Source organism: Arthrobacter sp. KBS0702, assembly GCF_005937985.2.
Classification (GTDB): Bacteria; Actinomycetota; Actinomycetes; order Actinomycetales; family Micrococcaceae; genus Arthrobacter.
On sequence record NZ_CP042172.1, the window covers coordinates 109,165 to 132,312 of the forward strand.

At 70.2% G+C, this 23,148-nt stretch carries 22 protein-coding genes; 16 read left to right on the forward strand and 6 right to left on the reverse strand.

All coding sequences use genetic code 11. The features are described 5' to 3' along the window. Positions 1-3: 3 nt before the first annotated feature. Positions 4-603 (reverse strand): MarR family transcriptional regulator, encoded by a 600-nt coding sequence (locus tag FFF93_RS00545; protein WP_138767809.1) that lies wholly within the window; start codon positions 601-603, stop codon positions 4-6. Positions 604-789: 186 nt separating this feature from the next. Here FFF93_RS00545 and FFF93_RS00550 point away from each other — a divergent pair, with 186 nt between their 5' ends. Beyond that, the gene (locus FFF93_RS00550; RefSeq protein ID WP_261375221.1) at positions 790-3,207 is read left to right on the forward strand and encodes a phosphoketolase; all 2,418 of its coding nucleotides are present in this window, start codon (positions 790-792) and stop codon (positions 3,205-3,207) included. Positions 3,208-3,262: 55 nt separating this feature from the next. On the opposite strand, the gene FFF93_RS00555 is transcribed toward FFF93_RS00550, so the two are convergent. The 3 genes from FFF93_RS00555 to FFF93_RS00565 all read right to left on the reverse strand — a co-directional run bounded on the left by FFF93_RS00555 (position 3,263) and on the right by FFF93_RS00565 (position 5,999). Then, a complete protein-coding gene (locus FFF93_RS00555; protein ID WP_138767807.1) occupies positions 3,263-4,024 on the reverse strand; it encodes a DUF429 domain-containing protein in 762 nt (253 codons plus the stop codon). 38 nt (positions 4,025-4,062) lie between these two features. Then, positions 4,063-5,388 carry a carboxylesterase family protein gene (locus tag FFF93_RS00560; RefSeq protein WP_138767806.1) on the reverse strand — a complete coding sequence of 442 codons (1,326 nt, stop codon included), beginning with the start codon at positions 5,386-5,388 and terminating at the stop codon, positions 4,063-4,065. 119 nt (positions 5,389-5,507) lie between these two features. Continuing rightward, the gene (locus FFF93_RS00565) at positions 5,508-5,999 is read right to left on the reverse strand and encodes an inorganic diphosphatase (protein WP_138767805.1); all 492 of its coding nucleotides are present in this window, start codon (positions 5,997-5,999) and stop codon (positions 5,508-5,510) included. 152 nt (positions 6,000-6,151) lie between these two features. Between FFF93_RS00565 and dacB the strand changes: the two genes are divergently transcribed. The 15 genes from dacB to FFF93_RS00640 all read left to right on the forward strand — a co-directional run bounded on the left by dacB (position 6,152) and on the right by FFF93_RS00640 (position 21,499). Next, positions 6,152-7,663 (forward strand): D-alanyl-D-alanine carboxypeptidase/D-alanyl-D-alanine-endopeptidase, encoded by a 1,512-nt coding sequence (gene dacB / locus FFF93_RS00570; RefSeq protein WP_138767804.1) that lies wholly within the window; start codon positions 6,152-6,154, stop codon positions 7,661-7,663. 150 nt (positions 7,664-7,813) lie between these two features. Beyond that, on the forward strand, positions 7,814-8,947 hold the full coding sequence (locus FFF93_RS00575; RefSeq protein WP_138767803.1) for a zinc-dependent metalloprotease: 1,134 nt from the start codon (positions 7,814-7,816) through the stop codon (positions 8,945-8,947). Between the two features lie 98 nt (positions 8,948-9,045). After that, complete coding sequence (tilS, locus tag FFF93_RS00580) at positions 9,046-10,083, forward strand: tRNA lysidine(34) synthetase TilS (RefSeq protein WP_186372198.1); 1,038 nt, start codon at positions 9,046-9,048, stop codon at positions 10,081-10,083. 29 nt (positions 10,084-10,112) lie between these two features. Then, entirely contained in the window at positions 10,113-10,664 is a 552-nt protein-coding gene (hpt, locus tag FFF93_RS00585) for a hypoxanthine phosphoribosyltransferase (protein WP_138767802.1), read from the forward strand. A 210-nt stretch (positions 10,665-10,874) separates the two neighbouring features. Continuing rightward, a complete protein-coding gene (gene ftsH / locus FFF93_RS00590) occupies positions 10,875-12,941 on the forward strand; it encodes an ATP-dependent zinc metalloprotease FtsH (RefSeq protein ID WP_138767801.1) in 2,067 nt (688 codons plus the stop codon). 9 nt (positions 12,942-12,950) lie between these two features. Next, positions 12,951-13,604, forward strand: coding sequence for a GTP cyclohydrolase I FolE (gene folE, locus FFF93_RS00595; RefSeq protein ID WP_138767800.1), 654 nt, complete (start codon positions 12,951-12,953; stop codon positions 13,602-13,604). 10 nt (positions 13,605-13,614) lie between these two features. Then, positions 13,615-14,562: a dihydropteroate synthase gene (folP, locus tag FFF93_RS00600; RefSeq protein WP_138767799.1), complete on the forward strand. Its 948-nt coding sequence runs from the start codon at positions 13,615-13,617 to the stop codon at positions 14,560-14,562. 9 nt (positions 14,563-14,571) lie between these two features. Next, positions 14,572-14,931 (forward strand): dihydroneopterin aldolase, encoded by a 360-nt coding sequence (gene folB / locus FFF93_RS00605; RefSeq protein WP_138767798.1) that lies wholly within the window; start codon positions 14,572-14,574, stop codon positions 14,929-14,931. Continuing rightward, positions 14,928-15,482, forward strand: a complete 555-nt coding sequence (gene folK, locus FFF93_RS00610) for a 2-amino-4-hydroxy-6-hydroxymethyldihydropteridine diphosphokinase (RefSeq protein ID WP_138767797.1) — start codon at positions 14,928-14,930, stop codon at positions 15,480-15,482. Before folB ends, folK begins: the two co-directional genes overlap by 4 nt. Continuing rightward, positions 15,479-16,003 carry a DUF3180 domain-containing protein gene (locus tag FFF93_RS00615; protein ID WP_138767796.1) on the forward strand — a complete coding sequence of 175 codons (525 nt, stop codon included), beginning with the start codon at positions 15,479-15,481 and terminating at the stop codon, positions 16,001-16,003. Before folK ends, FFF93_RS00615 begins: the two co-directional genes overlap by 4 nt. Further along, complete coding sequence (locus FFF93_RS00620; protein ID WP_138767795.1) at positions 15,984-16,496, forward strand: PH domain-containing protein; 513 nt, start codon at positions 15,984-15,986, stop codon at positions 16,494-16,496. The genes FFF93_RS00615 and FFF93_RS00620 overlap by 20 nt, the downstream gene beginning before the upstream one ends. After that, positions 16,493-18,034, forward strand: coding sequence for a PH domain-containing protein (locus FFF93_RS00625; protein ID WP_138767794.1), 1,542 nt, complete (start codon positions 16,493-16,495; stop codon positions 18,032-18,034). Before FFF93_RS00620 ends, FFF93_RS00625 begins: the two co-directional genes overlap by 4 nt. Continuing rightward, complete coding sequence (locus FFF93_RS00630; protein ID WP_138767793.1) at positions 18,027-18,944, forward strand: Rossmann-like and DUF2520 domain-containing protein; 918 nt, start codon at positions 18,027-18,029, stop codon at positions 18,942-18,944. The genes FFF93_RS00625 and FFF93_RS00630 overlap by 8 nt, the downstream gene beginning before the upstream one ends. A 1-nt stretch (position 18,945) precedes the next feature. Beyond that, the gene (panC, locus tag FFF93_RS00635) at positions 18,946-19,833 is read left to right on the forward strand and encodes a pantoate--beta-alanine ligase (RefSeq protein WP_138767792.1); all 888 of its coding nucleotides are present in this window, start codon (positions 18,946-18,948) and stop codon (positions 19,831-19,833) included. 166 nt (positions 19,834-19,999) lie between these two features. Beyond that, entirely contained in the window at positions 20,000-21,499 is a 1,500-nt protein-coding gene (locus tag FFF93_RS00640; RefSeq protein WP_138767791.1) for an MDR family MFS transporter, read from the forward strand. Positions 21,500-21,615: 116 nt separating this feature from the next. Here FFF93_RS00640 and FFF93_RS00645 read toward each other — a convergent pair whose 3' ends face one another. Continuing rightward, the gene (locus tag FFF93_RS00645) at positions 21,616-22,449 is read right to left on the reverse strand and encodes an alpha/beta fold hydrolase (protein WP_138767790.1); all 834 of its coding nucleotides are present in this window, start codon (positions 22,447-22,449) and stop codon (positions 21,616-21,618) included. Between the two features lie 51 nt (positions 22,450-22,500). Continuing rightward, entirely contained in the window at positions 22,501-23,124 is a 624-nt protein-coding gene (locus tag FFF93_RS00650) for a thymidine kinase (protein ID WP_138767789.1), read from the reverse strand. Positions 23,125-23,148: the final 24 nt, after the last annotated feature.

A 23,148-nucleotide genomic window follows, 5' to 3' on the forward strand; every position in this document is an offset into this window, starting at 1 on the left:
GCCCTAGCGGACGTCGAGGATCAGGGCCAGCAGCCGGGCCGCGGCCGGGCGGGCCGCGTGTTCCTCGTTCCACTGGGCCCGGGCCACGGCCTTGCTGACGGCCTGGGTGGTGATCCCCAGTTCCTCGGCCACGGCCTTCTGCTGTCCCCGCACGCCGGGGGTCAGCAGATCCAGCACCCGCCACTCGGCGGCGCTGCGGTCGTGCACGATGTGGCCCAGCAGCCGCAGGACGGCCTCGGCCTCGGCGGCCAGGTCGGCGAACGGGCCCTCCACCGCCACCGGCACGCGCTCCTTGCCGTTCCGCAGCCGGTCCACGGCCCGGCGGGCGTAGACCAGGCCGTGCCCGGAGGCGTCCTTGATCTGGTTCGGCAGCGGTTCGTTGACCGGGCCCACGCCGATCCTGACATACCAGGCGCCGGTCCGCAGGGCGACCAGCGCAGCCTCCACCGTCTGGCGCGGGCAGTCCAGGATGCCCTGCACTTCGTCCTCCACCGAGCGGTCGAAATCCAGGCGCGCCGGAATGTGCCGCAGGTCCTTGAGGAGCTGCGGCACCTTGTCGCCGTCGCGCCGGCTGTCGGTTTGGTTGATGGTCAGCGTGAACATACTGGATGACAGACTACCGTTTGCCCAAGTGGAGGCAAGTACCCGGTGCAGCCCCCGTAACAGACCCGCCACAGCCCCCGCCCGGGGCCCCGGCGGGCTTGTTTCCAGCCCACGGAGATGTTGCGATGGGGGAGGACGCCGCCGCCGGCGGCACGGACGGAAGCGAGCACTCGCGTGGCTGATGGGTTGGATGAGCAGACCGGGCAAGGGGCCGCGGACACGGCCGACGACGCAGAGCTCGGGCTCGTGGACCGGTGGTGGCGGGCCGCGAACTACCTTTCCGTGGGCCAGATCTATTTGCGCACCAACCCGCTGCTGCGCGAGCCGCTCAGCGCCGGGGACACCAAATCCCGGTTGCTCGGCCACTGGGGCACGACGCCGGGGCTGAATTTCATCTATGCCCACCTGAACCGCGTCATCCGCCGGGACGAGCAGGAGATGCTGTTTGTCGCCGGTCCCGGCCACGGCGGCCCGGCCGTCGTCGCGAACGCCTGGCTGGAGGGGACCTACTCGGAGATCTACAGCAACGTCGGACCCGACGCGGACGGGCTCGCCGAGCTGTTCCGGCAGTTCTCCTACCCCGGCGGCATCCCGAGCCACGCCGCTCCGGAAACCCCGGGTTCCATCAACGAAGGCGGCGAACTCGGGTACTCGCTGGCCCACGCCTATGGCACCGTGTTCGACAACCCCGGGCTGGTCACCGCCGTCGTGATCGGCGACGGCGAGGCGGAGACCGGACCGCTGGCCGCCAGCTGGCACTCCCACAACTTCCTCAACCCGGCGTCGGACGGGGCTGTGCTGCCGATCCTGCACCTGAACGGGTACAAGATCGCCAACCCCACGATCCTGGCGCGCATGCCCGAGGCCCAGCTGGAGCAGCTGCTGCGCGGCTACGGGCACGAGCCGCACTTCGTGACGGTCGCGGATCCGGAGGACACCGCGGCGGCGCACCGGGATTTCGCCGCCGCACTGGACCGCTGCCTCGCCGACATCCGGTCCATCCAGGCGGCCCGCAGAGTCGCAGCACCGTCCGGCGGCGCTGCCGGCAACGACGCTCCCGCCGCCGCGTGGCCGATGATCGTGCTGCGCTCGCCCAAGGGCTGGACCGGGCCGAGAATGGTCGACGGGCTGCAGGTGGAAGGCACCTGGCGCAGCCACCAGGTGCCCCTCCCCGAGGTGCGAACCAACCCGGAGCACCTTGCGCAACTCGGCCGCTGGCTGCAGTCCTATCGCCCGGATGAACTGTTCGACGGTGAGGGCCGGCTCCGGCCCGATGTCGCCGCGAACGCCCCCGCCGGGCAGTTGCGGATGAGCGCCACCCCGCACGCCAACGGCGGCATCCTGCTGCGCGACCTCAAGCTCCCCGGTTACGCGGACCACGCGGTGGACGTCGCCCAGCCGGGCCGGGAACGGATCAGCGCCATGGTCACCCTCGGTGCATGGCTGCGGGACGTGATCTCGCTCAACCCGGAAACCTTCCGGCTTTTCGGCCCGGACGAGACGGCGTCGAACCGCTTGCAAGACGTCTTTGAGGTCACGGACAAGGTTTGGCAATACCGGATCGAGGAACTCGACGAGCACCTGGCACGCGCCGGCCGGGTGATGGAGGTCCTCAGCGAACACCTGTGCCAGGGGTGGCTGGAGGGCTACCTGCTGACCGGCCGGCACGGCGTGTTCAGCTGCTATGAGGCCTTCATCCACATCGTCGACTCGATGTTCAACCAGCACGCGAAGTGGCTCAAGGTCCACCGCGAGCTGCCGTGGCGCCAGCCCGTCGCCTCACTGAACTACCTGCTCTCCTCGCATGTCTGGCAGCAGGACCACAACGGCTTTTCGCACCAGGACCCGGGGTTCATCGACCACGCGGTGAACAAGAAAGCCGAGGTCATCCGCGTCTACCTGCCGCCGGACGCCAACACCCTGCTCTCGGTGATGGAGCACTGCCTCGGATCGCGGGACTACGTCAACATCGTCGTCAGCGGCAAGCAGCCCTCGCCCACCTGGCTGGGGCCGGCCGACGCGGCGCACCACTGCCAGCGCGGGCTGGGCATCTGGGAATTCGCCGGCTCCGAGGTCCCCGGCGAGGAGCCCGACGTCGTGCTGGCCTGCGCGGGGGACGTCCCCACGGTGGAAACTGTGGCCGCGGCCGAGCTGCTCAAGGAGGGGGTGCCGGGGCTGAAGATCCGGGTGGTGAACGTGGTGGACCTGATGCGGCTCCAGGACGCCGCGGAACACCCGCACGGGCTGACGTCGCGGGACTTCGACGGCATCTTCACCGCGGACAAGCCGATCATTTTCGCCTACCACGGCTACCCCTCGCTGATCCACCGGCTGGCGTACCGCCGCACCAACCAGGAGGGCCTGCACGTGCGCGGTTACAAGGAGGAAGGCACCACAACGACGCCGTTCGATATGGCCATGCTGAACGGGATCGACCGCTTCCAGCTCGCCATCGACGCGATCGACCGGGTGCCGGGACTGGCGGAGCGGCATTCCCTGCTGCGCCAGTCGCTGCAGGACCGCCGCATCCGGGCGCACAACCACACCCGGGCCCACGGCGAGGACGCGAAGGAGATCAGCGGCTGGACCCTCGGCGCGGACTAGCCGCCGGCTAGCCGCCGGCAGCCGGCCCGGGCTGCGCGCGCCCGGAAGCGGGCCGCTACGGCCGGGGGCCGGGGAGGGCGTCCAGGCCGCCGACGGGCAGATGAATCCAGCCCTCTGTCCGTGCGGCCCGGGCGTGGCCGGCGTCGGGGCGGAGCGTGCTGCCGAGCGCCACGGCCCGGGCGGTCAGGGAGGCGATGAGCGCGTCGAACAGGTCGTCGGAGCCGGCCAGTTGCTCGTCGTGGCCGGCCAGGTCCAGCCAGGGTGCCGCGCGCGTGAGCACGCCCAGCAGCTCGCGGAGGCGCTGCGTTTCCGCGCCGCCGCGTCCTTTGTAGCCGCGGGCCAGCAGGCCCCAGGACTTCAGGGACGCCGCCGGGTAGACCTCTGCCAGCCGGCCGCTGCCGTCCCGTGCCTGCGGTCCGTGGTCCCGGGCGATCTTGGCCTGGATGACGGCGCAGCGCATCGCCGGGTGGGCCAGCCGGTCGGCGGAGACACTGAGCGGGATCAGCCCGGTCCGGGCGGTGACAAAGCGGTCGGTGTCGCGGTAGGCCAGCAAGCGGCGGCCCTCGATTCCGTCGTGGTCCAGCACGGGCTGCGCGTCGCCGGCAAGGTGGCCGGCGATGAAGGGCAGGAAGGCGTCCGGCCAGCCCACCGGGCAGTCGATTCCGGTCAGGTCGCTCGCGGCGAAGAGCCGGACGATCTCGCCGTCGTCGACGCCGAGCGACAGGTGCGTCAGGCGGGCGGCGCCATCGCCCCATTCGACGACGGCGGCCGCGGTCTTCTTCGTGGCCGCGGCGAGGTCGACGCCGAGGGTCCTCACCGCGTGCCGCCCTGGCCGGGCTTCGGCGCGGGCACCGTTCAGACCGCCCGGTACCGGAGGGCGCCGGGAATCCCGCCGCGGCGCTCCAGGCCCCGGCCGGCAGCGAAGCGGGCCCACATGGCGCGGAGTTCACGACCCTGGGCGTTGATGTCCTCCCACGTGGCGCCGGCGAGCAGTCCGGCTCCGGCCCACGTCTTTTCGTCGCCGAACAGCAGCGGCAGGTCCACGGTGTGCGCGGCGCCGTAGGGGTTTCCCGGCGCGGCCCAAGACAGCACGTAGCGGTAGGCCCTCCCTCCGGCCCGGGCATGCCGCCGGGCAAACTTCCGGGCCCCCCGGCCGTACACCGCCTCGGTCACAGCCCAGTTGATGGCCTTCACAGCGGCGTTCCCGACCACCGGGACCCGGCCGAGGCGGCTGACGGCGCGGTTGCGCGGCAGGAACATCCGGGCCTCCTCGGAGGTGTGCCCGATGAGGACCTCGATTCCGGGGGCCGTCGAGTTCCAGGCGGCCTCAATGCCACTCTCCGGCGGCAGTGGGGCATGCCCGTACTGGGTGCCGAACGGCATGGCCGCGATCAGTCCGTACTTCCGGGCCACCTGGGAGACGTGCCCTTCAATCTCGACGACGTCCATTGCCGGGGTGTCTTCGGTGACGGCCTCGGCGGCCACGCCCATCGCGGCGCTCATCTTTGCCCGGCCCCGGGTGATGCCCAGCGGGGCGCTCTGGATGATCGCGCGCCGGAACAGGGCGGGCGCCTCCGGCGTCGACATCAGGTGCGCTACGGCGTCGCCGCCGGCGGATTGGCCGAAAGCCGTGACGTTGTCCGGATCGCCGCCGAACGCGCCGATGTTGCGCTGCACCCAGCGGAACGCCTCGAGCTGGTCCAGGAGTCCGAGGTTGGCCGGCCGGCCGGTGCCCGTGGCCAGGTAGCCGAACAGGCCGAGGCGGTACGTCACGGAGACCACGATCACGCGGTTTTCGGCGACGAGGGCCTTGGGGTCGAAAATCGCGAGGTCCCCGGAACCGGAGGTGTAGGAGCCGCCGTGCAGCCAGACCATTACCGGCACCCGTTCGCCGTCGCGCAGGTTCGCCGGCCGGGTGATCGAGAGACGCTGGCAGTCCTCGCTGCCGGGCAGCTCGCCGTACCGGGTGCCGAGGATGTCATCGAGGAACGGGACCGGGGCCTGCGGGCAGGCGGGGGAGGGCGAGGTGGCCGGGAGGACCTCGGTCCAGTCGGGTGCGCTGACCGGCGGCTGGAAGCGCGCAGCGGTCGCGTACGGAATGCCCATGGCCCGGAGCACGTCGCCGTCGCGCCGTCCGGTGACCGGGCCGCAGGGCGGACTAAAGGCAGGCTCGGCGTTCATGAACCAACAATTTCACACAATTCTGACCCGCGGCTGGCAAAGCGCGAACGTACACTTGAGGCCCCAAAATCCTTGGATTCGGGGGCCTCAAGTGTACGTTCGCGCGTGGCGGGGAGGGACTAGTGTCCGGCGCCCGGGACGTAGCGCTTGATCGAGGCTTCGAGCTCGGCTTCGGCCGCGGCGCGGTCGCCCCAGCCCTCGGCCTTGACCCACTTGCCGGGCTCCAGGTCCTTGTACCGGGTGAAGAAGTGCTCGATTTCCTTGATCAGGTATTCGCTGACATCGCTGATCTCGTTGATGTGGTCGAAGCGGGCGTCGGCCGGCACGCAGAGGACCTTGGCGTCCCCGCCGCCGTCGTCGGTCATGTTGAAAACGCCGATCGGGCGGGCCTCGACGATCACGCCGGGGTGCAGATCGAAGTCCTGCAGCAGCACCAGGGCGTCCAGCGGGTCGCCGTCCTCGCCCAGGGTGTTCTCGAAGAAACCGTAGTGCGTGGGGTACTGCATGGAGGTGAACAGGACGCGGTCCAGGCGGACGCGGCCGGTCTCGTGGTCGACTTCGTACTTGACGCGCGATCCCTTGGGGATCTCGATGGTCACGTCATGCTTCATGGAATGCTCCTCGACGGATTCAGGGGGTGCGCGGCACACGTGAGGCCCAGAAAAAGCAGTGCCGGTGCCGCCGACTACTATTGAGGATATAGCGACAGGCCCAGGTTTCAGGAACTAGTGGGGACATTTCGGGACTAAGGACCAGCAGCAGCATGACACGCAGTAAGCGCCGCGCCGCCACCGCTCCGGCGTTCGGAAGGGTTGGCCGCATCCTCCCGATGCTGCTCCTGACCCTCCTGGTGGTGGCGCTCATTCTCCCCGCAGGCGCGGCGATCAGTCCCGGCTTCCTCGGGCCCGCCCGGCCGCAGGAACCTGCGGCAGCCGGGCCCTGGCAGCAGCTTCCCGCCACCCTGAGCGCTCCGGGCGCCGGCGGCCCGAGCGGCGGCGGTGCACGGCCGCTTAGCGACGCGGCGCCGGTGCCGGATGCGGCGGCGCTCGCCGCCCAGCTCAATGCCACCCTGAAGACCGACGGCGCCGGGTCCTTCAGCGGGGTGGTGCAGGACGCCGTCACCGGTGAGGTCCTCTTCGACCGGGCCGGCGACGAGGTCCGGGCCCCGGCCTCGAATATCAAGCTGCTGACCGCCGCCGCCGCGCTGCGCACGCTTGGCCCGGACCGGCGCTTCAGCACCAAGGTCGTCGCCGGCGCCACACCCGGCACCGTTGTCCTGACCGGCGGCGGGGATGTGTTGCTGGGCGCGGGGGAGTCGGCGCCGGATGCCGTGCTGGGCCATGCCGGGCTCGCGACCCTCGCGCAGTCCACCGTCAGTGCCCTCCAGCAGGCGGGCGTCTCCGGCCCGGTGACCGTGCTGCTGGACGATTCCCTGTTCACCGGACCGCCGCTGAGCCCGGCCTGGAGCCCGGAGGATGTCGCCGCCGGCGAGGTGGCCCCGCTGTTCCCGCTTGCCCTGAACTCGGCACGCTTCGAACCGGGCAGCACCACCGGGCCCCGGCCGGTGGACGCCGCCATGGCAGCCGCCGAGACGTTCGCGGCCCGGCTCGCGTCGGCCGGCGCCGCCGCGGGACTCACCGTGGCTCCCGGTGTCGCCAGGGTGCCGGCCACCGAAAAAACACCGGACGACGCCGGCCACGCCAACAAGGTGCTGGCCGAAGTCGAGTCGGCCACCGTCGGCCAGCAGGTGGACCTGTTGCTGCGCACCTCTGACAATTACCTCACCGAAGTCATGGGCCGGATGGTGGCAGCGGCCAGCGGCAAACCCGCCAGCAACGAGGGCGCTGTCGCCGCCGTGCTGCAGCAGCTCGAGGAGCTGAAGATCCCCTCGGCAACGCTCCGGGCAGCCGATCTCGCCGGGCTGACCCTGGCGAACCAGGTCTCGGCCCGGCAGCTCTCCGCCGTGGTCCGGGCGATGACCACGGGCACGGACAGCAGGCTTCGCTCCGCCTTGGCCGGCTTCCCGGTGGCCGGGCTGACCGGGACGCTCGGCAGCCGGTACACGGACACCAGTACCTCCCGGGGCGCCGGACTGGTCCGGGCCAAGACCGGAACGCTGAACACCGTGATCGCCCTCAGCGGCTACGTGGTCGACGCCGACGGCCGGCTGCTGGTCTTCTCCTTCATCGGGAACAACCTGACGCCGGGCGCGGCCGGCAACAAGGCGGCCCTGGACCGCACCGCCTCGGCCCTGGCTGCCTGCGGGTGCCGCTGAGGCTGCGCCGTTTCGACGGTTCCCTGCGCACTCGCTGCCCAGGCACATCTAACCTGCGGGGAACCGTCGAAACGGCGGGGACCGGCCGCGACGTTCGCCGGCCGACGCATTTAAGGCGCATCCCCGGGCCACTGTGATCTGATGGGGGCTATGGAGTCCTCTTCGCGCGAGACATCAGCCCAGACACCAAGCCAGGCAGCCCAGGCCCTCATCAACTGGGAGCTGGCGGCCTCCACGGCGGCGCGGCTGACCCCGGCCGGCCCGTCCCTGGGATCCGGGGAGATCGGCGCCGCCGTCGAAAACCTGCGCCTCATGGCGGACATTTCCGTGCCGCACGTCCATGACATCACCGGACTGGAAGCGGCCCGGGACCTCCGCGACTCCTCCGTCCTGGTGGTGGACCGGGCCTCCTGGGCCAAGGCCAACACCCAGAGCTTCGCCGTGATGCTGCAGCCGGCAATCGAGAAAATGCTCGAAAGCCGCCGCGGGACCGTGGGCCCGGGCGCGGCCAGCGTCGGCGGCGCGATCACCGGCAGCCAGCTGGGCGCCATCCTGGCCTTCCTCTCCAGCAAGGTCCTGGGCCAGTACGACCCGTTCTCCGCCCTGGCCACGAACTCCACGGCCCCCGCCGCGGGCCGGCTGCTGCTGGTGGCGCCCAACATCATCTCGGTGGAACGCGAGCTCAACGTGGCGCCCGAGGACTTCCGGCTCTGGGTGTGCCTGCACGAACAGACCCACCGGGTGCAGTTCGCTGCCGCCCCTTGGCTGCGCCACCACATGCTGGACCAGATCGAGGATCTCAGCGCCCACCTGCTGGGTAATGTCGACTCCATCATGGAACGCGCTGCCGCCGCCGCGAAATCGCTCCGGGACCGCTCCGCCCCGGGTTCAGCCCCCGGCCGCGGAGCCATCCTGGACCTGCTCCAGGACCCCGAGGAGCGGGCGGCGATCTCCCACCTCACGGCCGTCATGAGCCTGCTGGAGGGCCACGCAAACGTGGTCATGGATGCCGTCGACGCCAGCATCGTCCCCTCGGTCAAGACCATCCGGCAGCGCTTCAACGCCCGCGGCAAGGACCGCGGCGCCATCGAGAAGTTCATCCGCAGCCTGCTTGGTCTGGACGCGAAGATGCGGCAGTACAGCGACGGCTCGAAGTTCGTCCGCGAAGTGGTCGACGCCGCCGGGATGGAAGGCTTCAACCGGGTCTGGGAGTCCGCCGACCACCTCCCCACCGAACCCGAAATCCACGACTCGAAGCTGTGGCTCGAGCGGATGGGGCTTTAGTCCGCGTGCCTGCCCCCACCCAACCGGGCCAGCCGGCGGTTCCCGGCGGACGACGCCGGCCCGGCCGGCTCGCGCCCGTCGTCGGCAAGGCGCGGAAAATGCTGCAGGACGCCCTCGCCGACGCCGGCTACCCCGCGCGGGTCCTCGTGGCCTGCAGCGGCGGGCCCGACTCGCTCGCGCTTGCCGCCGTCGCCGCCTACTTCGCCCGCCGCGGCCACGTCGACGGGCATCCCGTCGCTGTCGGCGCCGTCGTGGTGGACCACCAGTTGCAGCCCGGCTCCGCCGGCGTCGCCGCCGCGGCGGCCACGGCATTGCGGGAGCTGGGACTCGCGCCGGTCCAGGTCAGGGTCGTTGACGTCGCCCCCACCGGGATGGGCCCGGAAGCCGCCGCCCGGGACGCCCGGCACGCGGCCCTCGAGGCGTGCGCCGACGACACCGGCGCCTCGGCCATCCTGCTGGGCCACACCCTGGACGACCAGGCCGAACAGGTCCTGCTGGGCCTGGCCCGCGGCTCTGGAACCCGCTCGCTGGCCGGGATGCGGCCGGTCCGCGGACGCCTGCTGCGGCCGTTCCTGGGCCTGCGCCGGGCCGAGACGCTGGAAATCTGCTCCGTCGAGGGACTGGATCCGTGGCATGACCCCAGCAATGAGGACCCCTCGTTTGCGCGGTCCCGGACCCGGGTCCAGGTGTTGCCGATGCTGGAGGAGAAGCTCGGCCCGGGGGTTGCCGAGTCGCTGGCCAGGACGGCGTCGATCCTGCAGCTCGACGCCGACTACCTCGAGGATGTGGCCAGCGACACCTTTGACCGGCTGCAGGAGCGCACCGGCACGGAGCTCAGCCTGCCCGAGGCCGCGTTGCGCGACCTGGCGCCGGCGATCAGGTTCCGGGTGATCGCCAAGGCGGCCGCCGCCGTCGGAGGCCAACAACCCAGCTACCAGCGGCTGCTGGCCGCCGAAGCCCTGCTGCGCCGGCAGGGATCCGCCGGGCCGGTGGAGCTGCCCGGCGGCGTAAGCGTCTACCGCCTCTCCCTCGCCCAGCTGACCGAGGCGGGGCAGTCCGGCGCGGGCGGCGTTCCCCGCGAGGGCGCCCGCTGTGGGAAGCTTGTATTCCGGCCTCAAAAACCGCCCCAAAATTAGTCGCACCCGCATCTACACAGGAGCCATTGGTGGATTCAAACGACGTCCAGGCAGACCTCAAGCACGTTCTCTACTCCAAGGAGCAGATCCAGTCCCGGATCACTGAACTCGCTGCCCAGATCGACAAGGACTACGAAGGCCGCGATCTGCTGATCGTCGGTGTGCTCAAGGGTGCGGTCATGGTCATGGCCGACCTGGCCCGTGCACTGCACAGCCACGTCTCGATGGACTGGATGGCCGTCTCCTCCTACGGCTCCGGCACCCAGTCCTCCGGCGTGGTCCGCATCCTCAAGGACCTCGACACCGACCTGATGGGCAAGGACGTCCTGATCGTCGAGGACATCATCGACTCCGGGCTCACGCTCTCGTGGCTCAAGACCAACCTGGAGTCCCGCGGCCCGGCCTCGGTGGAGATCTGCACCGCGTTCCGCAAGCCCACCGCCGCGAAGGTCCAGATCGACGTCAAGTACGTCGGTTACGACATCCCCAACGAATTCGTCGTCGGCTACGGCCTGGACTACGCCGAAAAGTACCGCAACCTCGACTTCGTCGGCACCCTCGCGCCGCACGTCTACGAGTAAACCCGCGACTGCCCGGCGGCTTCCCTCCGGCCCGGCGGCGGGTCAGTTCTGCACCCGCACAGCCCTCCGCTACGCCGACAGGGAACTTTTAGCCTTGACCGTGCGTGAGTCACTGCGACGGTGTATAGCTAGAACCTGACGCAGCACCCACGCGCGCAGATCGGTCGCCGTGCAGCACTACCAGGAGGGACGGGGCCAGCCCCCGATCAGATGAAAGCTAAGAGTTTCTTCAAGGGCCCGGGCATCTGGATTGTCGTTGTTATCGGCATGCTCCTGCTGGCCTTTGCCACCCTGGCCCCGGGCGGCTCGGCCCGCATCGACACGGACAAGGGCCTGGCGCTGTTGACCGACGGCGGCAAGGTCGAGCAGGCCAAGATCTTCGACGCCGAGAACCGCGTGGACCTGGTCCTGAAGGACAACCTGCAGGTCGACGGGCAGGACAAGGGCAAGAACGTCCAGTTCTACTTCGTCAACGCCCGTGCGCAGGATGTCGTCAAGGCCGTGACCGACGCCAAGCCGCCGAGCGGCTTCACCGACCAGCCGGTCGAGACCAACTGGTTCTCCGGCCTGTTCTCCCTGCTGGTCCCGGTACTGCTGCTGGGCGTGCTGTTCTGGTTCCTGCTCTCCCGGATGCAGGGCGGCGGCTCCAAGGTCATGCAGTTCGGCAAGTCCAAGGCCAAAATGGTCAACAAGGATATGCCGCAGGTGACCTTCAGCGACGTCGCCGGCGCCGACGAGGCCGTCGAGGAACTCGAAGAAATCAAGGAATTCCTCCAGGAACCGGCGAAGTTCCAGGCCGTGGGCGCCAAAATCCCCAAGGGCGTGCTGCTGTACGGCCCTCCCGGTACCGGCAAGACCTTGCTGGCCCGTGCCGTCGCAGGCGAGGCAGGCGTTCCCTTCTTCTCGATCTCCGGCTCCGACTTCGTTGAAATGTTCGTCGGCGTGGGCGCGTCCCGTGTCCGCGACCTGTTCGAGCAGGCAAAGGCCAACGCGCCGGCCATCATCTTCGTGGACGAGATCGACGCCGTCGGACGGCACCGCGGTGCCGGCATCGGCGGCGGCAACGATGAACGCGAGCAGACCCTCAACCAGCTCCTGGTTGAAATGGACGGCTTCGACGTCAAGACCAACGTCATCCTGATCGCTGCCACCAACCGCCCCGACGTGCTCGATCCCGCGCTGCTCCGCCCGGGCCGCTTCGACCGCCAGATCTCCGTCGAGGCCCCGGACTTGATCGGCCGCGACCAGATCCTGAAGGTCCACGCCAAGGGCAAGCCGATGGCTCCCGGCGTCGACCTGCGGGCCGTTGCCAAGAAGACCCCGGGTTACACCGGTGCGGACCTGGCCAACGTCCTCAACGAGGCCGCCCTGCTGACCGCCCGCTCGAACGCCAACCTGATCGATGACCGCGCGCTCGACGAGGCCATCGACCGCGTGATGGCCGGCCCGCAGAAGCGCAGCCGAGTGATGAAGGAACACGAGCGCAAAGTCACCGCCTACCACGAGGGCGGCCACGCCCTGGTCGCGGCGGCGCTGCGCAACTCGGCCCCCGTCACCAAGATCACCATCCTGCCGCGCGGCCGCGCCCTCGGCTACACCATGGTGGTTCCGGAGAACGACAAGTACTCCGTGACCCGCAACGAACTGCTTGACCAGATGGCCTACGCCATGGGCGGCCGGGTGGCCGAGGAACTCGTCTTCCACGACCCCTCCACCGGTGCGTCCAACGACATCGAGAAGGCCACCGGGATCGCCCGCAAGATGGTCACCGAGTTCGGCATGAGTGAGCGCGTCGGCGCCGTGCGCCTCGGCCAGGGCGGCGGGGAGCCGTTCCTGGGCCGCGACGCCGGCCACGAGCGCAACTACTCGGACCAGATCGCCTACGTCGTGGATGAGGAGGTGCGCCGCCTGATCGAGGGTGCGCACGACGAGGCCTACGCCATCCTGACCGAGAACCGCGACGTCCTGGACCAGCTGGCGCTCGAGTTGCTGGAACGCGAAACCCTGAACCAGCAGGAGATCGCCCACGTCTTCACGAACATCCGCAAGCGCGACTTCCGCGAGATCTGGCTCTCCAAGGAAAGCCGGCCGATCCAGGCCGTCGGCCCGGTGGAGTCCCGCCGCGAGAAGGCCGAGCGGGAGGCCCAGGAGGAAGCCAAGGAGGCCCGGCTCGAAGAACCGCTGGACGCCCTGCCCCCGCACGCCCAGGGCGTCCCCGGACAGGAGCCCTTCCAGGGCGGGGTGACGGATCTGGGGCCTGACGGCCATCCCGGCTAGGCTTCTTCTGTGACTTCCTACTTCGACGACGACGACGTTCCCGCCACCGCCGCCCCCCTCCCCTCGGACGGGGCGGCGGCCGACGGCCGGGACGGCACCAAGGTCGACCGCCCGCGGATCCAGGCGGCGGTCCGCGAGATCCTGCTCGCCATCGGCGAAGACCCGGACCGCAGCGGCCTGCTGGACACCCCGAAGCGGGTGGCCAAGGCCTACGCGGAGATGTTCGCCGGCCTGCACCACGACCCGGCGGAGATCCTCGCGACCACCTTTGACCTGGACCACGAGGAACTGGTCCTGGTCAAGGACATCCCGTTCTACTCGACCTGCGAGCACCACCTGGTGCCGTTCCACGGGGTGGCCCACGTCGGCTACATCCCCTCGCACGACGGCAAGGTCACCGGGCTGAGCAAGCTGGCCCGGCTGGTGGACATGTTCGCCCGCCGCCCGCAGGTCCAGGAACGCCTCACCACCCAGATCGTCGAGGCTCTGACCACACACCTGAAGCCGCGCGGCGCGATCGTCGTGATCGAATGCGAACACCTGTGCATGTCCATGCGCGGCATCCGCAAGCCCGGCGCGAGGACCGTCACCAGTGCGGTTCGCGGGCAACTGCATGACCCGGCCACCCGCGCCGAAGCCATGAGCCTCATCCTCGGAAGGTAAGAAAAGCACTATGGACACCCTCGCCGCAGCCCCCGGAACCGGACCTGCCACCTCGCCGCTGCCCGTGCTGCGCAAGCCGCGCCCGGCCGCGAGCTTCAAGGACCTGCCCACGGACCGGACGCTCGTGATGGGGATCCTGAACGTCACCCCGGATTCGTTCAGCGACGGCGGCAAGCACGCGACGTCGGACACCGCCGTCGCCGCCGGCCTGCGGATGTTTTACGCAGGCGCGGACATCATCGACGTCGGCGGCGAATCCACCCGCCCCGGCGCCGCCGAAGTCAGCGTCGCGGAGGAGCAGCGCCGGGTGCTGCCGGTGATCGAGGCCCTGGTCAAGGCCGGCGCGCTGGTCAGCATCGACACCACGCATGCCGCCACCGCCGAGGCGGCGCTGGCAGCGGGGGCCACGATCATCAACGACGTCTCCGGCCTCACGATCGAGCCTGAGATGATCGAGCTCGTGGCGCGCAGCAAGGCGCCCTACATCCTCACGCACCGCCGCGGCGACGCCAGCACCATGGACTCGCTGACCGACTACCGTGACGTGGCCCGCGACGTCGCCGCCGAACTCGCCGGCGTCCGTGACAAGCTCTACGCTGCCGGCGCCACCCCGGAGCAGATCATCGTTGATCCCGGCCTGGGCTTCGCCAAGAACGAGGCGCAGAACTGGGAACTGCTGCAGGACCTGGACGTGCTGCAGGCCATGGGGCACAAGGTCCTCGTCGCGGCGTCCCGGAAACGCTTCCTGGGCAGCCTGCTGACCGTCGCCGGCAAGTCCGCCCCGCCGCAGGAGCGGGACGCGGCCACCGCCGCCGTGACCGCCATCAGCGCCTTCCGCGGCGCCTGGGCCGTCCGCGTGCACGACGTCGGCCCCAGCCTTGACGCCGTCAAGGTCGCCGCCCGCATCGCCCCGGCGGCCGGCCCGTCGCCGGTCCCCGCCGCGCCCGGCAACGGCTGACCGGCAGCCATGGACCGGATCACGCTCAGCGGTGTCACCGCCATCGGGCACCACGGGGTGTTCGACTTCGAACGCCGGGACGGGCAGCCGTTCGTCGTCGACGCGGTGCTGCACCTGGACTTCAGCAAGGCCGCGGCGTCCGACGACGTCCTGGACACAGCGCATTACGGCGAGGTGGCCGGCTGCATCCGCGGCTGGATCACCGGCACGCCGCTGAACCTGATCGAGGCCCTCGCCGTCCGGATCGCGGAGGATGTGTTGCGGCGCTTCCCGGTGGCGGCCGTGGACATCACGGTGCACAAACCCCAGGCCCCGATCGAGGTCGACTTCGGCGATGTGTCCGTCAGCGTGCACCGGGACCGGCAATGAGCGCCCAGGCCGCCGCCTACACGCGGGCCGTGATTGCCCTTGGCAGCAACCTGGGGGCCCGCAACGACACCCTTTCCGCGGCGGTAGCCGACCTTGTCGACCCGCCGGAAGTGCGGCTGTTGGCCATTTCGCCGATCGTGCAAACGAAGGCCGTGGGCGGCCCCGCCAACCAGCCGGATTTCCTGAACATGGTGATCGCCGTGGAGACCTCACTGTCCCCGGAGGAGCTGCTGCGGCACTGCCACGCGGTGGAGCAGAAGCACCTGCGGGTCCGCGAGGTCCGCTGGGGCCCGCGCACCCTCGACGTTGACATCATCACCTACGGTGACCTGGTGAGCTCCGACCCTGAGCTCACCCTCCCGCACCCGCGGGCCGCGGAACGCGCCTTCGTGCTGTACCCGTGGTCCCTGATCGACCCCGCCGCCGAGCTCAACGGCGAACGCGTGGGCGAGCTGGCCGCCAGGGCTGCCGATTTCCCGGACCTCGTGCCCTTCGACGGCTTCGAAGACCTCAGCGGCGCGACCGGGGCGGGAGCGGTGGAGGCTCCGTGAAGCTGACCAACCCCCTCGTGCTGCTCGTGATCGGCGTCGGACTCGCCGCCGCGGGCTGGTTCGCCACCCTGCTGGCCAGCCGCTACAGCCTGGCGACCCCGGTGCTGCCGCTGACCGGCCTGGTCACCATGGGCGTGATCGTGGTCCTCACCCTGGTCCTCGGGATCCGTGTGCTGCGCTGGCGCAACGGCAAGAAGAAGAAAATGCTCAACCCGATCCTCGCCGCCTGGACCCTGGTCCTCGCCCAGGCCTGCGCCTACACCGGCGCCATGCTGCTGGGCTGGCACGCCGGGATCTTCCTGGACCAGTTGCGGCTGTGGAATGTGCGCAGCGGGCAGGCCATTACCTGGCAGACGCTCGTCATGGCCGGCGGCGGCCTCGCCATGATTGTGGTGGGCCTGGTGGTGGAGCGGTTCTGCCGTATTCCGCCCGAGGACGGCGACGCCGAGGGGACCCCGGGGTTGCAGGGGAAGCGCGGCAAACCGAAGGCGGAAGGCGAGTATGCGTACCGAGGCGATTGACCCGCCGGGCGTGGCATGGTTGCGGGTCTCACCGAAGTACGTCACGGTGCGGGTCGTCGGCTGGGCGCTGGCGAACCTCGTCGCCGTCGCGGTGCTGTGCCTGCCGCTTGTGCTGGTCCTGACCGGTGCGTGGGCGTGGCCGCCGCTGTGGCTCGCCGTAGCCGTCCCCGCCGCAGCCTTCCTGCTGGCCCTCTGGCGCCTGGTGCTGATACCGCGCCAGGTCCGGTCCATCGGCTACGCCGAACGCGAGGATGACCTGCTGATCCGCCGCGGAATCTTCTTCCAGCGCACCCTCGTGGTGCCTTACGGGCGGATGCAGTACGTCGACATCGGCGCCGGGCCGGTGGAACGCGGCCTGGGCCTGTGCACCGTCAAGCTCCACACCGCTTCGGCGGGGACCAGCGCGGAGATCCCCGGCCTGCCCGCCGGGGAAGGAGCGCGGCTGCGCGAACAGCTCTCCGCCCGCGGCGAGGCCCGGCTGGCCGGACTGTGACCGGCAGCGGGGACGGCTGGCAGCGCGTCCACCCGGCGTCGCCCTTTGTCCGGGGCTGGGTGGCGTTGGCCGCACTGTTCTTCTTCTTTGGCCGCGACTCCGTCGAACGACTGCTCCAGGGCGCCCCGGTCTTTGACGAGCGGCTCGCTGGGCGGGCGCCCTGGCTGCTGCTGGGTGGCGGCACGGTGCTGCTGCTGACCGTGCTCGGCTTTGTGCTGAGCTGGTATTTCACCCGCTACCAGGTGGCGGACGGCTATGTGCGCGTCAACACCGGGTTCCTGTTCAAGCAGCAGCGGCAAGCGAGGCTGGACCGGGTCCAGGCGATCGACGTCGTGCAGCCCCTGCTCGCCCGGATCTTCGGACTCGCGGAGCTCAGGTTCGAGGTGGCCGACGCCGGGCAGTCGGCGGTGCACCTGGCCTACCTGCGCGCCGACGAGGCCCGCCGTCTCCGCGCGACCATCCTTGCCAGTGCCTCCGGTGCTGCCGACGTGACCGCGCCACCCGGAACCGGGCAACAGGGTCAGCCCGGTGAGCCGGGCCGGCCCGCCCAATCCGGGCACGTGCGGCCGGCCGCCGTGGAGGCCCCGGAACATACGGTGCTGACCGTTCCGCCGGGCCGCCTCGCCGGATCCCTGGTACTGAGCGAACAGAGCGTCGTCATCGTCCTCGGCGCGGTCGCCTCCGTGGTGCTCTCCGCCGTGACCGAGAGCCGCAGTTTCTACTTCTACCTGATCCCCGCCGGCCTGGGCCTGGTCGCCGCCTACTGGAACTCCTTCAACAAGGGCTACAACTTCACCGCCGCCATCTCCGCGGACGGCATCCGGCTCCACTACGGCCTGCTCGACACCCAGGCCCAGACCCTGCCGCCGGGACGGATCCAGGCCCTGCGCGTCAGCCAACCGCCGTTGTGGCGCATCTTCGGCTGGTACCGGATGCAGGTCAACGTGGCCGGCTACGGGACGGCGGGCAGCAACGGCGAGGGTTCCTCCCGGACCACCCTGCTGCCGGTGGGGACGCTCGCGGAGGTGCTCACCATGCTCTCGCTGGTCCTGCCCGATCCCGGCACCCCGGACCCCGTGCGTATCTTCACCGCCGGACTGCACGGACTCGCGCCGGCCGCCGGCGGTGCGGCAGCCTCGGACGACGGCGGCTTCGTCACCACCCCGCGGCGGGCGCGCCTGCTCGCCCCACTGGGCTGGCGGCGCAACGGCTTTGCCGCCACTGACACCGCCCTGCTGATCCGCTCCGGCCGCTGGTGGCGCCAGCTCGTGCTGGTCCCGCACCAGCGCACCCAGTCGATGGCGCTGCAGCAGGGCCCGGTGGCCCGGCGCTTCAGGGTCGCGGACCTGGTCCTGCACACTACCGCCGGTCCGGTGGCGCCGCGGCTGGTCCAGGCCGGCCTGGACGAGGGCCGCGCCCTGCTCGACGCGCAGGCGGCCCGCGCCCGGACGGCACGGAAACGGCAGACCAGCGAACACTGGCTCGCCCGGACCTCACCCCTCGAACCCGCACCACAGGAAGGGCCGCAGCATGGCTAAGCCAGGACGCCTCGGCGTCGGAATCATTGGAGCCGGCAAGGTGGGCGCCGTCCTCGGGGCCGCACTGCGCGCCGCGGAACATGCCGTCGTCGGGGTCTCCGCCGTGTCGGACGCCAGCCGCGACCGTGCCGAAACACTGCTGCCCGGCGTCCCCATCCTCGAGGTGCAGGACATCGTGGAGCGCGCCGAACTGGTGCTGCTGGCGGTCCCGGACGACGCCCTCGGCCCCCTCGTGGAGGGACTCGCGAAGCTCGGGGCCTGGCAGCCCGGCCAGCTCGTGGCCCACACCTCGGGGCGTTTCGGCGTCGGAATCCTGCACCCGGTCCGTGCGGCGGGGGCCATCCCGCTGGCGCTGCACCCCGCCATGACCTTCACCGGCATGAGCCTGGACCTGACCCGGCTGCTGGACTGCAGTTTCGGCGTGACGGCCGACCCGGCCATGCTGCCGATCGCGCAGGCGCTCGTGGTGGAGATGGGCGCCGAGCCGGTCGCGATCGCCGAGGGGGACCGCACGCTGTACCACGCCGCCCTGGCCCACGGCTCAAACCACCTCGTCACCCTCGTGGCGCAGGCCTCCGAGCTGCTGCGCGACGTCGGCGTCGACGCCCCGGAACGGATGCTGGGTCCCCTGCTGCGCGCCACCCTGGAGAATGCCCTCGCGTCGGGGGAGTCGGCGTTGACCGGGCCTGTGGCGCGCGGGGACGTGGGGACCGTCGCCGCGCACACCGAGGCCCTGCGGGAACTCGGCGGCGGCTCGGGCGATATTCTGGACGCCTACCTGGCGATGGCCCGGGCGACGGCCCGCCGTGCCGGCAGCCGCGGGCTGCTAAGGCCGGAGCAAATCGACGGCATTCGGCAGGCGCTCAAGGGCCCCGGTACCGACGGCCCGCACCCTGAGGAAGGACCCTGAGATGGCCATCCAGCTCGTAACCACGGCTGCCCAGCTCCGCGCCGAAAGCGCGCGCCTGCTCACCGAAAAACGCGGCACCTCGCAGGGGCTGGTGCCCACGATGGGCGCCCTGCACGAGGGACATGCACGGCTGGCGCGCACCGCCGTCGAGCAGAACGACGTCGTGGTGGCCAGCATCTTCGTCAACCCGCTGCAGTTCGGCGAGGCCGTGGACCTTGAGCGCTACCCGCGGACCCTGGAGGCGGACCTGGCACTGCTCGACGCCCAAGGGGTGGACCTGGCCTTCGCGCCCGCGGTCGAGGAGGTGTACCCCGGCGGGGAGCCCATGGTCCGGATCACCTCAGGCGTGCTCGCGGAAAAATGGGAGGGTGCGTCCCGGCCGGGCCATTTCGACGGCGCCCTGACAGTGGTCGCGAAGCTGCTGCACTACGGGCTTCCCGGTGCCGGACAGGCCGCCTACCGGGCCTACTTCGGCCAAAAGGACGCCCAGCAGCTGACCCTGGTCCAGCGGATGGTGGCGGACCTGAACTTCCCGGTGGAGATCGTGCCGGTGCCGATCGTGCGGTCCGCGGACGGACTGGCCCTCTCCAGCCGGAACCGGTTCCTGTCCGCCGCGGAACGTGAGGCCGCCCTGGTGCTGTCCCGGGCCCTGCGGCTGGTCGAGAAGCGGGCCAACGCCCACGAACCGCTCGACCTGGAGTCGGCCCGGGCGCTTGTGGAGTCACAGCCGCTCGTGGAACTGGACTACTTCGACGTCGTGGATCCGCGCACCTTGGAGCCGCTTGCCGAGAACTGCCGCGAGACACCGTTCCGGGGCGAGGGCCTGGTGCTGATCGCGGCCAAGGTCGGGCCGGTGCGGCTGATCGATAACGTCCCGCTGAACTCCTAAACGGGCAACGCGGGGTCACCTGGCGCCCGTCCGGCGCCCCAATATGGGCCCGATCGGACCCCGCGTTGTTTTCCCAAGTCGGGAATTACCGGTGCAAACGGCTGGTTGGAAACCGTAGTGGCGACGATGCCCGCCGAATCCACTTCGACTCCCTGAGGGAATCCCGATGCCAGCAGATGCCCCTTCCAACGTCCAAGCCAGCCTGGCCCCGCAGCCCCGGACCGACGACGCCGCCCTGGCGACGGCGCAGCGCGGGGGAACCCCGGCAGCGGGGCCGGAGAAGCTGTCCCGGGAGTCCGTCACCGTCATCGCGACGCTGCTGGCGGCCACCTTCGTGGTGATCCTGAACGAAACCATCATGAACGTCGCCCTGCAGCGGCTGATGGTGGACCTGCGGGTCGACGCGCCCACCGTGCAGTGGCTCTCGACCGGCTTCATGCTGACCATGGCCGTGGTCATTCCGACCACCGGTTTCATCCTGCAGCGGCTCTCCACCCGGGCCGTCTTTATGCTGGCGATGGGGCTTTTCTCCGGGGGCACCCTCCTGGCTGCCGTCGCGCCGGGGTTCGCGGTCCTGCTGCTGGCCAGGATCATCCAGGCCGGCGGCACCGCCATCATGCTGCCGCTCCTGATGACCACCATCCTCACCCTCGTCCCGATTTCCCGCCGCGGCGCCGTGATGGGCAACGTCAGCATCGCGATCTCCGTGGCGCCGGCGATGGGACCTACAGTGTCCGGGCTGATCCTGCAGAATTTTTCCTGGCGCTTCATGTTCGTCTTCGTCCTGCCGATCGCCCTGCTCGCGTTCGGCATCGGGGCCAGGTTCCTGCGGAACATCGGCGAAAACGAGAAGACCCGGCTCGACGCGCTCTCCGTTATGCTGACCGTCCCGGCCTTCGGCGGTGTCGTCTACGGGCTGAGCCAGATCGGCGGCAGCGGCGGGGCGGCCACCCCGGCGGTAGCGGCGCTCGTCGTCGGCGTCGTGGCGCTGCTGGCTTTTGTCCTGCGCCAGCTCCGGCTGCAGAAGTCCGACGAGCCGCTGCTGGACCTGCGCGCCTTCAACTTCCGGATGTTCACCGTGTCCGTGCTGCTGCTGGTGGTCGCGATGATTGCGCTGTTCGGCGCCGTGATCCTGCTGCCCCTGTACCTGCAGGAAGTCCGCGGCCTCAAGTCTCTGGAAACCGGGCTCGCGCTGCTGCCGGGTGGTCTGGCGATGGGACTGCTGGGCCCGGTCATCGGCCGGCTCTTCGACCGGGTGGGACCCCTGCCCCTGACAGTCACCGGATCGGTGCTGATGGTGCTGGCTCTCTGGCAGTTCTCCGCGCTGGATGCCCAGACGCCGGTGGGCTGGATCATCGCGCTGCACGTGGCCCTGAGCCTTGGCCTGGCGCTACTGTTCACGCCGGCCTTCACCACGGGGCTGAACCCGCTGCCGCCGCACCTGTATTCCCACGGTTCCGCCATCCTGAGCACGCTGCAGCAGGTCGCGGGTGCGGCCGGTACCGCGTTGCTGGTTTCGATCTTCGCCGTCGTGTCGGCCGGCGCCGGAATCGTCGCCGGCATGCACGCGGCGTTCCTGACCGCGGCGGTCATAGCGCTCGCCGCCGTCGTGCTGTCCATGCTGATGCGCAAAACGGAAGGTGCCGGGGGTCCGGCAGCCCACTGACCCGCCCGCTTCTTAGCGCGAACGGACACTTGGGGCCCTCCTTGCGGGCCCCAAGTGTCCGTTCGGGCCCTGCCGCGGGCCCGAAGTGTACGTTCGGGCCGGAGGGGACGCTGGACCTAGCCGGCGAAGAACTCGCTGAGTTCGTCGATGAGCTTGTCCGGCGCCTTGTTGACACCGTCGTGGCCCATGCCCGGGAGGATCGTGTAGCTGGAGCCGGACAGCACGTCGTGGATTTGCCCGCAGGCCACGCCGAAGTACGCCGGGCTCTTCTCGCCCACGATGATCAACGTCTCGAGCGGCAGCTCCAGGAACGGTTCCGCCGGCATGTCGGCGGCGATGATCGCCTTGATTTCACGCACCCCGGTCTGCATGAGCTCGCGCAACTGCTTGCCGACCGGCGTGCCGGCGGTGAGCTTGTTCGCCAGCGTGAGCATGGACAGCGGCATCCGGGACAGGGCGCTCCCGGTCTCCAGGCCGCGGACCAGCACTGCGAGGGCGCGGTCGTCGTCGCCCGCCGCCGTCAGCCGCTCGTACTCGGGGGTCCAGTCCGCCGTGACGCTGTGGTTCACCGAGACGGCCGGGTCGTACACCGCCAGCCGCTCCACCGGCAGGGTGCGTGCGGCATGCAGCGCCACCGCGCCGCCGAAGCTGTGGCCAAAGACGTCGGTGCTCGCGGTGTGCTTCATCACGGCATCCAGGTCCCGGATGTCCACATCCAGCGTGTAGTCCTCCGGCTGCGGGGAGGACGAGCCGCGGCCGCGGCGATTGAAGGTGTGGACCGGACGGCCCAGGGCTGCGCTGAGCTTCTGCGCGAAACGGGTGTAGTCGGCGGCCGTCACCATCGAGGCGGGCACGACGACGACGCCGGAACCCGCCGCGGCAAGATCCGCGCCCGTGCTGAAAAGCTCGAGGGTTCCGCCGTCGGGGGTTCTGATGTTCTCGCGGGTCATGCTCCGAGCCTAGCCGAGGCGCCGGGGTCCGCACAGCAGGGCCGCCTTGGGTTAGCCCAGCCGGCCGCCGGAGATTTCGAGATAGCAGGAGCCGCACAGCGACTCGTACCAGGCGTCCTGCCCGTCGATCGCCACCTGGTCGCCGTCGAACACCACCTCGTCGCCGATCCGGCGGGTGTTGAAGATGGCCTTGCGGCCGCAGCGGCAGATGGTCTTGAGCTCCTCCAAGGTGTGCGCGATCTCAAGAAGCCGGAGCGATCCGGGGAAGGCACGCGTCCGGAAATCGGTGCGGATGCCGTAGGCGAGCACGGGGACGTTGTCGAGCACGGCGATGCGGAAGAGGTCGTCCACCTGCTCGGGCTCGAGGAACTGGGCCTCGTCCACCAGCAGGCAGGCCACGGGAGGTGTGTCCACGTGCTGGAGCAGGGCGTCCGGGTCGTCGCCGTGTGCGTGCGCAGAGAACAGTTTCCGGGCGGAAGCGCCGGCGGGGATCAGGAAGTCCACCGAGCGCGTCATGCCCAGCCGGGACACGACGTCGGCGTCGCCCTTGGTGTCGATGTCCGGCTTGGCGAGCACAACCCTCTGGCCGCGCTCCTCGTAGTTGAACGCGGCCTGCAGCAGGCCCGTCGACTTGCCGGAGTTCATCGCGCCGTAACGGAAGTAGAGCTTGGCCAAAGGGTTCCTTTCGACATACGTCGC